This is a genomic window from Staphylococcus caledonicus, assembly GCF_016238465.1.
Taxonomy (GTDB): Bacteria; Bacillota; Bacilli; order Staphylococcales; family Staphylococcaceae; genus Staphylococcus; species Staphylococcus caledonicus.
The window spans coordinates 882,001-894,791 of sequence record NZ_JABTXV010000001.1 but is presented as its reverse complement, the minus strand read 5'-3'; the positions used below and the strand labels follow the sequence as shown (position 1 = coordinate 894,791).

The following is a 12,791-nucleotide window of genomic DNA, read 5'->3' as shown; positions in this document are numbered from 1 at the left end:
CTTTATATAATTAAATCGATTTAAAATCTGAATATTGATCGTTGGAATTTAAATCTTCGATATCATAGTCAGTCACCGAAGAAGCAGGTGAGGCACCATTTTTTACTGCATCAATAAATTGCTCTAAGTCTTGTTCTTCACCTTGAGCATATATATCTACATAGTCTTCTTCATTTTCAACTGTTCCTACTATATGATATTTGTGCGCTAATCTTTGTGTATAGTAACGGAAACCTACTCCCTGAACTGTTCCAAAAACTCGTAAATGCTTATGTTGCATAGTATCACCTCTTAAATATATTATACGAATTTTTGTATTAAAAAACTAATATTTACTATCACATTACGCTCTACATCGGTCAAAAGTATGAGCCATTAAACTTGAATTCAAATGTAAAAAAGTTAAAATACTTGTTATAGGCTAATTTGAGAGGGGAATTTACAATGTGGACAGTTGCAAAGATTCGAGCTGACTATGAGGGATGGTGGTTATTTAGCGACTGGACAGATAAAATTATTGAAAAACATCAATTTGATGATTATGACACTATGATTGAAAATTATGAGACATTGATTAAGCAAAGTATGCAATATTATGATAATTATGTAGTTGGGAAATACAATATTCACGCTTTTTATAATAATTGTGATTTAAATTTTTGTGAGGATTGCGATGAAGATTTGCAAATATTTTATAGTTTTATTGTTTTAAATAATAAAGATGTTTATTATAATCTCCCAAAAATTAATTAAATGACAATTTTCTATAATTGTATTGCAATTTAGTACGAATTAACATATAATAACTAATAAGCAATGGTTTTATTCCATATTGCAAAGAATATTTGTAAGAGTTATTTATAGGTTGTGTTATTAATACATAATTGTCACATGTATTTTTTGTAATATGCGAATAATGCATATTGAATGAATTTTAGTCTTGGAGGTTTCAGAATTATGAAACAAGGTACAGTAAAATGGTTTAACGCTGAAAAAGGTTTTGGTTTTATCGAAGTTGAAGGAGAAAACGACGTATTCGTACACTTCTCAGCAATTAACCAAGATGGTTACAAATCATTAGAAGAAGGTCAATCAGTTGAATTTGAAGTAGTTGAAGGCGACCGCGGTCCTCAAGCTGCAAACGTTGTTAAACTATAATAAATAGATTGTTAAATATTGACTTTAGTAACACCTTACCAAGATGTAAGGTGTTTTTTTATTTCTACAATTATGAAAAGCCTTATTCTACTGAAATAGTGGAATAAGGCTTTTCATAAGTTTATTTTGTATCATTAATGATTAATTGTCTTAGTGATTGACGTTTAATAACTTCACGTGCTTTTCCATCTTTTAAGAAGAACACAGGTGGTTTTTGCATTTGATTATAATTAGAAGCCATTGAGTAATGATATGCTCCAGTAGATAATATAGCTAAATAATCACCGCGTGCAACTGATGAAGGTAACTGCGCATCACGAATAATAATATCTCCAGATTCACATAGTTTACCTGCAATCGTTACAGTGTCATCCGCTTCTTCATGACGATTTACTAGTAAGGCTTGATATTTAGCATCATATAAAGCAGTTCTAATATGATCACTCATACCACCGTCAATTGAAATATATTTATTTACATTTGGAATATCTTTAATTGTTCCTACTTCATATAATGTAATACCGGCTTCACCTACAATTGAACGACCTGGTTCAATACCAATTTCTGGCATGTCATAATTTAAACGTTCAACTTCATGTTTAATAGCGTTAGTAATTTCACCAATGCCTTCTTCAATAGGGAAACTTACATCGCTTTCAAGATATTTAATTCCAAATCCTCCGCCTAAGTTAAGCAACTCGACTTTAATGTCATTCTCATGTAACCAATTTAATACAATCTTCGCAGTTTCAATCATTGCTTCAGTGCCTTCGATTTGAGAGCCTATATGGAAGTGAACACCTTTTAAATGTAAACGTTTAGAATCACGCACTTTATTAACTGCTTCAAGTGCTAAACCATGACGAATTGATAAGCCAAATTTACTATCTTCTTGTCCAGTTTGAATAAATTCATGTGTATGAGCCTCTACGCCAGGATTTACACGAATTACAACATTGACAGTATCACTCGCATATCTATCAATTAAATCAATTTCTTCAAGCGAATCAATTACAAAATAACCTACGCCATTTTCTAACGCATACTGAATCTCACGTTTAGTTTTATTGTTACCATGGAAATGAATCTTGCTAGGATCGAATTTAGCCTCTAGAGCTGTATATAATTCTCCTTCAGACACCACGTCTAACTGTAAGTCTTCTTCTTGCACAAGTTTTACCATTTGAATACAAGTAAATGCTTTAGATGCATAAGAAATATTATATTTTAATCCGCTTTCTTGAAAAGCTTTATGATATCTACGCATTTGATTGCGAATTTCGTCTTCGTCGTACACAATAGTAGGTGTCCCAAAACTTTGAGCAAGCGTTTTTAAGCTTGTGCCCGCCATTGTTAATTCACCATACTCATTATATTTAACTGCCATCTTTATCTATACTCCTTTATGAGAGAATCATGATTCATTGCACTAAGTTGTTCTGAGTTAGCGCCTACGCCCTTGAAAGTGTATTCATCAATGCGTATATCTTCATTATATAATATCACTTCATCTTGTGCATGGACTTCATCATTTACTTCTACAAACATATGACTCATCATTAAAGCTCGGATAGGGTAACGTTTGCCATTTATTAATGCTTCATGTTTTGCGCGAGACTTAAGAATACCGTCCCCATAGCCAATATCCACAACCGCTAAACGTGTTTGATTTTTCGTTGCTTCAAAAGCAAAGCTGTAACCACAATAGTCACCATGATTAACTTCTCGTACTTGAATTACATTAGCTTTAACTGTGAGTGCCTGATTAATTTCTTGTTCATCTAAATTGCTATACGGACGAGAACCATATAACGCTATGCCCACACGTGCATGTGTATGATGAGGAAGAAGGGCGCGTCCTTCACGATAATAGCTTGCACTATTTTGTGCATGAATCATATCAAAATTATAGCCTTCATTTAATAAAGTGTTAACTACATTCAACCACGCTTCTCGTTCCACCGTATATTCCGGCACATCAAACTCATCAGCATAACCAAAATGAGTCCATAATCCTACAATATTCATTTTTTGATGACTTTGGTTATTTTGATGATCTACGATTACTTCTTTAATTTCATCTAATGATTTAAATCCAGAGCGATGTAATAAATTTTCAAATTCTAAATGGACATTAATCCCTTGTAAATCACTTTTATATTGATAATAGTATTCTAGTGAAGGTAAAGTCATTTGAATTTGATACTTTCTAACCGTTTCAAAATCATATACTGCATTCATTAAAAAGACAGTTGCTTTAGGAGCAAGTGAACTTATTTTCACTGCTTCCTTTAAAGATGTAGTACTAAATGTAGTTATCCCAGCTTTTAAAAAAGTTTTTACAGCAAATTCTAATCCATAATGGTAGGCATTATTTTTAACTACCGCCATGATTGAATTACCATTTTTTACTTTAACTACATTTTGATAAAATCGTTCTGTATCCACTGACCAAGTTGCTGTCACAATCTATTACTCCTTTCCGTAATTTTTTAATAATTGTTCATAATAATTTGCTACATAAATTAAAACCTTTTCATCAAAATTAAGGGTAGGAGTATGTAGACCTGTTACAAAGCCTTTATCTTCATTTCGTGTACCTACAAAAGCAAAATAAGAGGGCGCTAAATGTTGGCCATAAAAACTAAAATCTTCACCGAACAAGAAAGGTAGAGGTTTATCTATAACCTCTAAATTCGCATCTTGAATAGCTCGTTCAACGCTAGCACGCAATTTTGGGCTGTTCATAGTAGGTGGATATCCTTCTTCAAATTTAACTTCACATTCTACATTAAACAATAAGCTCACACTGTCAGCTATCTTTTGCATTTGAGCAGTTACAACTCTTAAGTCTTCAGGATCATATGTTCTAATTGTGCCTTCAAGATAACCATTACTAGGTACTGTATTAATGGCTTCGCCAGCTTCAAAGTGACCCATATGAACAATATTTCGTTTTAATCCATTTAAATGATATTGTTGAATTTGTCCAACTTGGTTAAGTACATGTAACAGTGCTTCACCACATGAGTGTCCCTGTTCTTTATCGGCAACATGGCTTGATAATCCTTTTAAAAAGAATCTATATTCAGTAGCACTAGCAGTAATTTCTTCATCTCTAATGACTACTTGTCCTTTTTTTGCAAAAGGATTCACATGAATGCCGAAGACCGCTTCGATAGGGTAATCTTTAAATGCACCTGCTTTAATTAAACGATGTGCGCCACCGCCAGTTTCTTCAGCGGGTTGAAAGATAAAGACAACATTATGAGGTAGTTCATTACGGTCTGCCATAGTTTTACAACGTTTCACAAATAGCATTAACGCTGTTGTATGACCATCATGGCCACAAGCATGCATCACATTATCTGTTTGACTGCGGTAGTCCACTTCATTTTCTTCAAAGATAGGTAAAGCATCGATATCAGCACGAAAAGCGATAGTGTGATCACTATTACCTTCTAAATATGCAATTGCGCCAGTTTCTAAAGGTCGTTGATGTGGCACATCTAATTCTTCTAAAAATTGAATAATATGTTGTGTTGTTTCATATTCGTGAAGACTTAACTCAGGGTGTTGATGTAAATGTCTTCTATGTTTAGTTACAAATTCTAATTCGCTCATAATATCATTCCTTTAACTTATTTTTCATTAAAAATTTTATATGTAAAGCTTAGCTTAATCATGGGAGAGTGAGGCATCAATAATGTGTCTGGAAAACTGGTAAAATTAATGTCACAAAAATATAAATATGGTTAAGAGCCCGAAACATTTATTTAGTCAAATGTTCTAGGCTCTTAATCTTATAATTAGTAGGGATTAATTAAATATAGTTCTTAACTCAAAATAATTTTCTATTAAATTAACTTTTAGTCATTTAACTTTCTTAAAGCTGAAACAATTTCTCGTTTCGAATCTTCAACTTCAGAAGTTTGTTTAATTACTTTAGCAGGGGTACCAGCAACAACAGCACCAGCGGGAACATCTTGGGTTACAATTGCACCTGCAGCCACAATCGCACCTTCACCCACACGCACACCTTCAAGGATAACTGCATTGGCTCCAATTAAAACATTATCTTCAATAACTACTGGAGAGGCACTTGGTGGTTCAATAACACCCGCTAATACTGCGCCTGCGCCAACATGGACATTTTTACCAGTTGTAGCACGGCCACCTAATGTAGCATTCATATCTATCATAGTACCTTCACCGACAACAGCACCGATATTAATTGTTGCGCCCATCATTACTACAGCGCCATCTTTAATAATAGCTTGTTCACGAATAAACGCACCTGGTTCAATACGTGCGTTGGTATTCGTTAAATCTTTAAGCGGAATCGCTGAATTACGACGATCCATTTCTATCTCTAATTCTTCAATATTAGCTTGATAGCTATCATAAAATTCTTTCCATTCATCTGTCTCACAGAAAATTACTTTTGAATTTTCTGAACCAAATACTTTAAATGTTTGTGGAAAGGTTACATCTTCAAAATTACCATTTGCATATACTTTTAATGGTGTTGATTTCTTAGCATCGCTAATATATTGAATGATTTCTTCTGCTGACAAGTGTTGTACCATAAGTTTAGTCTCTCCTTGAAAATTATATTTTTATAGATTATCAAATGTATAATAACCATTAGGTAATTTTATTAATTTTTCACCGGCATTAATTGCACCGTTAGCGAAAATGTCTTTAGATTGTGCCTTATGAGAAATAGTGATTGTTTCATCAATACCGGCAAATAAGATATCATGTTCACCGACGATTGTACCGCCGCGAATTGCATGAATACCAATCTCATCTTTAGTACGTTTTTCATTACGTTCATGTCTATTATAAACTGGAGTAATGTTTTCTCGTGCTTCTTTAATCGCATCATACAATTTAATTAACGTACCACTTGGTGCATCTACTTTTTTATTGTGGTGCGCTTCAGTTAACTCAATATCAAAATCTTGTAATAGGGGAACTGCCGCTTCTAATATTTTAGTAAGTGCATGGACACCATAACTCATATTGGCACTAAAGAATACTGGCATGCGTGACGCTAATTCTTCAAGTTTTTTTACAATAGCTTCTTTTTCACCTGTAGTTGCAATCACTAAAGGTAACTCAAACGCTTCATCTAAAAGAGGTAAGAGTAAGTTCGGATTAGAAAAATCAATAGCTACATCTGCTTTGTCTTGAGCATCAGCGATATGATCAAAATGTGTATATGGTGTAGCCTCATTATGTTCAGGTTCTATTACACCAATAATTTCATGACCTTTCTCTTCGGCAAGTCGTGCAACACGTTGGTTCATTGCCCCGTAACCAATTAATAAAATTCTCATTAAAGTTCACCCGCTTTAAACTGTTTATACGTATTTACTAATGCTTTTGTATCTTCAACTTCTAAAGGCAAGAGTGGTAAACGTAATTCATAGTTACCGAACCCTAAATAACTCGTTAACGCTTTAATTGGAATTGGGTTAACATCTACTGATAATGCGTTTAATAATTTACCAACTGCTTCAAACTCTTTTGAAATATCTTCTCCACTTTGTTTAGCATCGTATAGCGCTTGAAACTCTTTAGGAATCACATTTGCAATTACTGAAATTACACCGTTACCCCCGCGATTATAAAACTCTACAATGTTATCATCATTACCACTATATAAAGCAAATTCATCTTGATTAATACGTTTTTTAACTTCTTCGTAGTAATCAAAATCATTAGTGGCATCTTTGATTGCTACAATATATTGGTGATGACTTAGTGTTTCAACAGTTTCTGGATCAATCGTCATATTCGTTCTTGAAGGCACATTATATAACACCACAGGCAACTGAACTTTATTAGCAATCGTTTCAAAATGCTTAACTAGTCCTCGTTGATTCGTTTTATTATAGTACGGAGTGATTAACATAATTGCATCAGCACCGAGCGCTTTAGCACGTAATGAGGCTTGGATTGATTTTTCAGTATTATTTGTCCCAGTTCCCGCAATAATAGCAACTTGGTGATTAACTTGTTTAATGACCGCTTCAAGTACTGATTCTTTTTCCTCTTCCGTCAAAGTAGGGCTTTCTGCCGTAGTCCCATTAACAATAATAGCTTGTACATTATTTTCTAATAAAAAGTCTACATGTTTTTCTAATGCGTTATAATCAACTTCATTATTTGTAAATGGAGTAGCTAATGCTACACCTACGCCTTCAAAGATATGCGTCATATTATCTAGCTCCTTTTAAATTAATGACTTGCTCCAATACTTGTACTGCATTTAATGCCGCGCCTTTAAGTAAGTTATCAGATGTACACCATACGTGGAATGTATTATCTAAAGAATCATCACGGCGGATTCTACCCACGAATACTTCATCTTTACCAGTTGAATTAATCGCTTGAGGATATTCATTATTATCAGGATTATCTACTAGAACTACTCGGTTATCATTTTCAAATAAATCTTTAATTTCTTGAACTGTTGCTTCTTTATCGAGTGTCACGTCAATTTCCACACTATGACTATCTTGAACTGGCACACGCGCACATGTTGCTGTTACTCGTAAGTCTGGCTCACGTAAAATTTTACGTGTTTCATCAATCATTTTTTGTTCTTCTTTGGTATAGCCATCCTCTAAGAACACATCAATATGTGGTAACACATTGTTATAAATAGGGTGGGGATAAGCTTCTGGAGCTTTACCATTTGCGCCTTCAATTAAATCTCTTTTACCCTTAACACCTGAACCAGAAACTGCTTGATATGTTGTATAGGCCACACGTTTCAAGCCAAATTTATCTTGTAATACTTTTAAAGGTACTACTGATTGAATTGTTGAACAGTTAGGATTAGCGATAATTCCACGTTTAAATTGAGGTTCATTGACTTCAGGAACAATTAAGTCAATATCTTCAGTCATTCGCCATTGGCTAGAGTTATCAATTACGATTGCTCCCGCTTGTTCAAAGATAGGGGCGAATTGTGCGCTTGTTCCGCCACCAGCACTCATTAAAACGTAATCATATTTTTCACTTGCCGTTTGTTCAGTAAGTTCTTGAACAATATATGTTTGTCCTTGGAAACTAATCTCTTTACCTGCAGATTTTGCAGATGAAAATAATACTAACTCGTCAAATTTAATATGCTTACGATCGATAGTTTCTAACATTTTTGTTCCAACTAATCCTGTTGCACCAACTACTGCTATTCTTGTCATGAAAAGTCACTCCATTGTTCTTTTTTGAATTTTCGAAAAATTAATTATAAATATTATGTGGAGACATGCGATATAAAAAAAGTAAGTTCGAAATGCACGAACTTACTCATAATATATATAAGTGATGCACTCCATTATCAAATAATAATGACAAACTCTTAGCTCTTAACCATAAAGTCCAATAAATTATAACTGCGTTTATAATCTACTTCGGCATCGCACCCTTTCAATATTAGCTGTTGCAGACAGTTAACCTAATATATACTGATGATTGATGCGCCTCATCGATTTTATTTAATTGTTATGAGTTACATTATACATAAGCTAAATATTTATGTAAACAGATAATTGTGATTTTTTGGAAAAGACTGAAAATTAATCTATGCTATTATATGAAAAAGTTATCAGTATGAATAGAAAAATAGCTTGTTCCCTTAAACTTAATCTAAAAGGGGACAAGCTATATTTATTTAAAAGACTATTTTTGTAATATACCAATTTCTTGAAGATATTCTTCATAAGGTACTTCTTTAGATAGACCACCAGGTTGATTTAAATCAATGACACGATTTGAAATCGTATTAATGAATTCAAAGTCATATGAAGTAAAGATGATTGAACCTTTAAATGATTTCAAACCATCGTTGACAGCAGTTATACTTTCTAAATCAAGGTGGTTCGTAGGTTCATCAAGTAATAATACATTAGCACTAGAAAGCATCATTTTACTTAACATGCAACGTACTTTCTCACCACCTGAAAGCACACTCGCTTTTTTCTTAACTTCTTCGCCACTAAATAACATACGACCTAAGAAACCACGTAAGAATGTTTCTGTTTGTTCGTCTTCAGGCGCATATTGACGTAACCAGTCAACCAAGTTCATGTCTACACCCTCAAAGAATTCTGAATTATCTTTAGGGAAATAGCTTAATGAAGTTGTGACGCCCCATTTAAATGAACCTTCATCAGGTTCCATTTCGCCAGCTAGTATTTTTAATAATGTTGATTTAGAAATCTCACTATCTCCAATTAGAATAGCTTTATCATTTGGATTCATAGTAAACGAAATATTATCTAATACTTTTTCACCATCAATTGTTTTTGAAAGACCTTCAACAGTCAATAAATCATTACCAATTTCACGTTCTGGAGTGAATTTAACGTATGGATAACGTCTAGAAGATGGTTGAATATCATCTAATTCAATTTTTTCTAATTGTTTTTTACGACTAGTCGCTTGTTTTGATTTAGAAGCGTTAGCAGAGAAACGAGCGATAAAGTCTTGTAATTCTTTCATTTTTTCTTCTTTTTTCTTATTTTGTTCTTGAGCCATCTTTTGGGCTAATTGACTTGATTGATACCAGAAATCATAGTTACCGACATATAACTTAATTTTACCAAAGTCTAAATCTGCAATATGCGTACACACATTATTTAAGAAGTGACGGTCGTGGGATACCACAATTACAGTATTATCAAAATGAATTAAGAAGTCTTCTAACCAGTTGATGGCAGGGATATCTAAACCATTGGTAGGCTCATCAAGTAATAATACATCTGGCTCTCCGAATAAACTTTGGGCTAATAACACTTTCACTTTTTGGTTGTTTTCTAACTCTGACATTTGCTTATCTTGTAAGTCAGCAGAAATTCCTAAACCAGAAAGTAGGGAACCAGCATCCGCTTCAGCGTTCCAGCCGTTCATTTCAGCAAATTCGCCTTCTAATTCAGCAGCGCGAATACCATCTTCATCACTGAAATCGGGTTTCATATAAATTTCATCTTTTTCTTTCATTACTTCATATAAACGTTCATGGCCTTTAATCACTACGTCTAAAACACGCTCATCTTCATAAGCGAAGTGATCCTGTTTTAAAACTGCTAAACGTTCGTCTTTACCCATTGATACATGGCCAGTTTGAGAATCTAATTCTCCAGATAATATTTTTAAAAATGTAGATTTACCAGCACCATTTGCCCCAATAAGTCCATAACAATTACCTTCTGTAAATTTAATATTTACATCTTCAAATAGTTTACGATCGCCGAAACGTAAACTTACATCAGTTACTTGTAACATGCATGTACTCCTTTATTAATCGTTTATCTAACGGAAAAATTATATCATATTATCTTTTGAGTTTCGACCTAATCTAAAACTGAAAGAGTGAAATGCTAGTTTCTATTAAGCGTGTTATAATAGGTAAGAATACAAACCCTTGAAGGAGAATATTATGGCATTAGATAAAGATATCGTTGGTTCAATAGAGTTCTTAGAAGTAACCGGCTTAGAAGGTTCTACTTACCTTTTAAAAGGGCCTAACAATGAACAAGTTAAATTAAATCAATCTGAAATCAATGATGAAGATGAATTAGAAGTAGGAGAAGAATATAGTTTCTTTATTTACCCTAACCGTTCAGGCGAGTTATTTGCTACTCAAAACATGCCTGACATTACTAAAGATAAATATGATTTTGCAAAAGTACTAAAAACAGATCGTGACGGCGCACGTGTTGACGTAGGATTACCTAGAGAAGTATTAATTCCTTGGGAAGACCTGCCTAAAGTTAAATCATTATGGCCTCAAGTAGGCGATTATGTATTAGTAACTATGAGAATAGATAGAGAAAATCAAATGTTCGCACGTTTAGCAAGTGAAACTATCGTTGAGAGTATGTTTACTCCAGTACTTGACGATAGCCAACAAAATAAATTAATCAAAGCACGCCCTTATCGTTTATTACGTATAGGAAGTTTCCTATTATCAGAAGATGGTTATAAAATCTTTGTGCATGAATCAGAGCGTAAATACGAACCTCGCTTAGGTGAGGAAGTAGAAGTAAGAATTATCGGTCACAATGAGAAAGGTGAACTCAATGGTTCATTTTTACCTTTAGCACATGAACGATTAGATGAAGATGGACAAATTATTTTCGATTTATTAGTCGAATACGAAGGAGAGCTTCCATTCTGGGATAAATCTAGTCCTGAGGCGATTAAAGAAGTCTTTAACATGAGTAAAGGTTCATTTAAACGAGCGATTGGCCATCTTTATAAACAAAAAATGATTAACATTGAAACTGGCAAAATTTCACTAACTAAAAAAGGTTGGAGTCATGCAGAACAATAATGAATAGAGACGTTTTTCTTCTATTATTAAGTTTCGACATAATCAACAAATATCAATAATTTACTATTATTACAAAACATTCATTGTTTAAGTTATAGCTTAATCAGTGAATGTTTTTTATTTTATAAAGTTTTTTTATCTACCATATTAAATTTTCTATCATCTTAACAAAACCTTTACATTTAATCTATTTTATATTAACAAAAGGTATGTAATATAGGCATTGTAAGAAATACATATAACAATTTGGGTTATTTATATTAGGAGGATGTTTCAATGAAAAAATGGCAATTAGTCGGTACAACTGTTTTAGGCGCTTCGGTATTATTAGGCGCATGTGGCGGTGGCGATAGTAGTGGTAGCGGTTCAGGAGATGGAAAAGATCTTAAAGGCCAAGCAAAAGGTGAAGGTTCATCTACAGTAGCTCCAATCGTTGAAAAATTAAATGAAAAATGGGCAAAAGACCATCCAAACGCAACTATCTCTTCTGGTCAAGCAGGTACTGGTGCTGGCTTTGAAAAATTCATCGCCGGTGAAACTGATTTCTCACAAGCTTCTAGACCTATTAAAGATGAAGAAAAACAAAAATTAGAAGACAAAGGTATTAAATATAAAGAATTCAAAATTGCACAAGATGGTGTAACAGTTACAGTTAACAAAGATAATGATTTCGTAAATGAATTATCTAAAGACCAATTGAAAAAAATCTACACTGGCGAAGCTAAAACTTGGAAAGATGTAAACTCAAGTTGGCCAGATAAAGAAATTAAAGCCTTTTCTCCAAACTCAAGTCATGGTACTTATGACTTCTTTGAAGAAGAAGTAATGGATAAAGAAGATATCAAAGCTGAGAAAAACGGTGACACTAACGTAATCGTTCAATCAGTTGAAAAGAACAAACAAGGTATTGGTTACTTCGGTTATAACTTCTATGAACAAAATAAAGATAAATTAAAAGAAGTTAAAATCAAAGATGACAAAGGTAAAGCAACTGAACCAACTAAGAAAACAATCAAAGAAGGCTCTTATGCTTTAAGTAGACCATTATTCTTATATGTTAAAGAAAAATCATTAAAAGAAAATGATGTAATGAGAGAATTCATTAAATTCACTTTAGAAGATAAAGGTAAAGCGGCTGAAGATGCTGGTTATGTAGCTTCTCCAGAAAAAACTTACAAAGATGAATTAAAAGAACTAAAAAAATATGACAAAGATTCAGATAAATAATAATCAATTTTAATATCAAAGGGCTGGAAATTATTCAAGGGGGAGGACAAGG

General features: G+C 33.3%; 13 protein-coding genes and 1 riboswitch. Of the genes, 4 read left to right on the top strand and 9 right to left on the bottom strand.

Going from position 1 to position 12,791, the window contains the following annotated elements; all coding sequences use genetic code 11:
- Positions 1–10: 10 nt before the first annotated feature.
- Positions 11–280 carry an acylphosphatase gene (locus tag HS848_RS04475; RefSeq protein WP_198611401.1) on the bottom strand — a complete coding sequence of 90 codons (270 nt, stop codon included), beginning with the start codon at positions 278–280 and terminating at the stop codon, positions 11–13.
- Between the two features lie 164 nt (positions 281–444).
- Between HS848_RS04475 and msaA the strand changes: the two genes are divergently transcribed.
- Both msaA and cspA read left to right on the top strand, forming a co-directional pair.
- Complete coding sequence (msaA, locus tag HS848_RS04470; protein WP_107507939.1) at positions 445–753, top strand: regulatory protein MsaA; 309 nt, start codon at positions 445–447, stop codon at positions 751–753.
- Between the two features lie 204 nt (positions 754–957).
- The gene (gene cspA, locus HS848_RS04465) at positions 958–1,158 is read left to right on the top strand and encodes a cold shock protein CspA (protein ID WP_002433901.1); all 201 of its coding nucleotides are present in this window, start codon (positions 958–960) and stop codon (positions 1,156–1,158) included.
- 121 nt (positions 1,159–1,279) lie between these two features.
- Here the strand turns inward: cspA and lysA are convergent, their stop codons facing one another.
- The 8 genes from lysA to HS848_RS04425 all read right to left on the bottom strand — a co-directional run bounded on the left by lysA (position 1,280) and on the right by HS848_RS04425 (position 10,461).
- On the bottom strand, positions 1,280–2,545 hold the full coding sequence (lysA, locus tag HS848_RS04460; RefSeq protein WP_198611400.1) for a diaminopimelate decarboxylase: 1,266 nt from the start codon (positions 2,543–2,545) through the stop codon (positions 1,280–1,282).
- Positions 2,546–2,547: 2 nt separating this feature from the next.
- The gene (locus tag HS848_RS04455; protein ID WP_198611399.1) at positions 2,548–3,624 is read right to left on the bottom strand and encodes an alanine racemase; all 1,077 of its coding nucleotides are present in this window, start codon (positions 3,622–3,624) and stop codon (positions 2,548–2,550) included.
- 6 nt (positions 3,625–3,630) lie between these two features.
- The gene (locus tag HS848_RS04450; protein ID WP_198611398.1) at positions 3,631–4,782 is read right to left on the bottom strand and encodes a M20 metallopeptidase family protein; all 1,152 of its coding nucleotides are present in this window, start codon (positions 4,780–4,782) and stop codon (positions 3,631–3,633) included.
- Between the two features lie 245 nt (positions 4,783–5,027).
- On the bottom strand, positions 5,028–5,747 hold the full coding sequence (gene dapD, locus HS848_RS04445; protein WP_198611397.1) for a 2,3,4,5-tetrahydropyridine-2,6-dicarboxylate N-acetyltransferase: 720 nt from the start codon (positions 5,745–5,747) through the stop codon (positions 5,028–5,030).
- Positions 5,748–5,777: 30 nt separating this feature from the next.
- Positions 5,778–6,503, bottom strand: a complete 726-nt coding sequence (gene dapB / locus HS848_RS04440; RefSeq protein WP_107507944.1) for a 4-hydroxy-tetrahydrodipicolinate reductase — start codon at positions 6,501–6,503, stop codon at positions 5,778–5,780.
- A complete protein-coding gene (gene dapA, locus HS848_RS04435) occupies positions 6,503–7,387 on the bottom strand; it encodes a 4-hydroxy-tetrahydrodipicolinate synthase (RefSeq protein WP_198611396.1) in 885 nt (294 codons plus the stop codon). The genes dapB and dapA overlap by 1 nt, the downstream gene beginning before the upstream one ends.
- Position 7,388: 1 nt before the next feature.
- Positions 7,389–8,378, bottom strand: coding sequence for an aspartate-semialdehyde dehydrogenase (locus tag HS848_RS04430; RefSeq protein ID WP_198611395.1), 990 nt, complete (start codon positions 8,376–8,378; stop codon positions 7,389–7,391).
- Positions 8,379–8,494: 116 nt separating this feature from the next.
- A riboswitch (Lysine riboswitch) is annotated at positions 8,495–8,671 on the bottom strand.
- 185 nt (positions 8,672–8,856) lie between these two features.
- Positions 8,857–10,461 carry an ABC-F family ATP-binding cassette domain-containing protein gene (locus HS848_RS04425; protein ID WP_198611394.1) on the bottom strand — a complete coding sequence of 535 codons (1,605 nt, stop codon included), beginning with the start codon at positions 10,459–10,461 and terminating at the stop codon, positions 8,857–8,859.
- Between the two features lie 154 nt (positions 10,462–10,615).
- On the opposite strand from HS848_RS04425, the gene cvfB reads away from it, so the two are divergent.
- Complete coding sequence (gene cvfB, locus HS848_RS04420) at positions 10,616–11,512, top strand: RNA-binding virulence regulatory protein CvfB (protein WP_198611393.1); 897 nt, start codon at positions 10,616–10,618, stop codon at positions 11,510–11,512.
- A gap of 276 nt (positions 11,513–11,788) precedes the next feature.
- Positions 11,789–12,739 carry a PstS family phosphate ABC transporter substrate-binding protein gene (locus HS848_RS04415; RefSeq protein WP_198611392.1) on the top strand — a complete coding sequence of 317 codons (951 nt, stop codon included), beginning with the start codon at positions 11,789–11,791 and terminating at the stop codon, positions 12,737–12,739.
- Positions 12,740–12,791 lie beyond the last annotated feature (52 nt).

Bases quoted from the DNA above. Each gene is read 5' to 3' on its own strand.
- HS848_RS04450 (WP_198611398.1), bottom strand. From the start codon at position 4,782: ATGAGCGAATTAGAATTTGTAACTAAACATAGAAGACATTTACATCAA.
- dapA (WP_198611396.1), bottom strand. From the start codon at position 7,387: ATGACGCATATCTTTGAAGGCGTAGGTGTAGCATTAGCTACTCCATTT.
- dapD (WP_198611397.1), bottom strand. From the start codon at position 5,747: ATGGTACAACACTTGTCAGCAGAAGAAATCATTCAATATATTAGCGAT.
- msaA (WP_107507939.1), top strand. From the start codon at position 445: ATGTGGACAGTTGCAAAGATTCGAGCTGACTATGAGGGATGGTGGTTA.
- cvfB (WP_198611393.1), top strand. From the start codon at position 10,616: ATGGCATTAGATAAAGATATCGTTGGTTCAATAGAGTTCTTAGAAGTA.
- dapB (WP_107507944.1), bottom strand. From the start codon at position 6,503: ATGAGAATTTTATTAATTGGTTACGGGGCAATGAACCAACGTGTTGCA.
- cspA (WP_002433901.1), top strand. From the start codon at position 958: ATGAAACAAGGTACAGTAAAATGGTTTAACGCTGAAAAAGGTTTTGGT.
- HS848_RS04475 (WP_198611401.1), bottom strand. From the start codon at position 280: ATGCAACATAAGCATTTACGAGTTTTTGGAACAGTTCAGGGAGTAGGT.
- HS848_RS04425 (WP_198611394.1), bottom strand. From the start codon at position 10,461: ATGTTACAAGTAACTGATGTAAGTTTACGTTTCGGCGATCGTAAACTA.
- HS848_RS04415 (WP_198611392.1), top strand. From the start codon at position 11,789: ATGAAAAAATGGCAATTAGTCGGTACAACTGTTTTAGGCGCTTCGGTA.
- lysA (WP_198611400.1), bottom strand. From the start codon at position 2,545: ATGGCAGTTAAATATAATGAGTATGGTGAATTAACAATGGCGGGCACA.
- HS848_RS04430 (WP_198611395.1), bottom strand. From the start codon at position 8,378: ATGACAAGAATAGCAGTAGTTGGTGCAACAGGATTAGTTGGAACAAAA.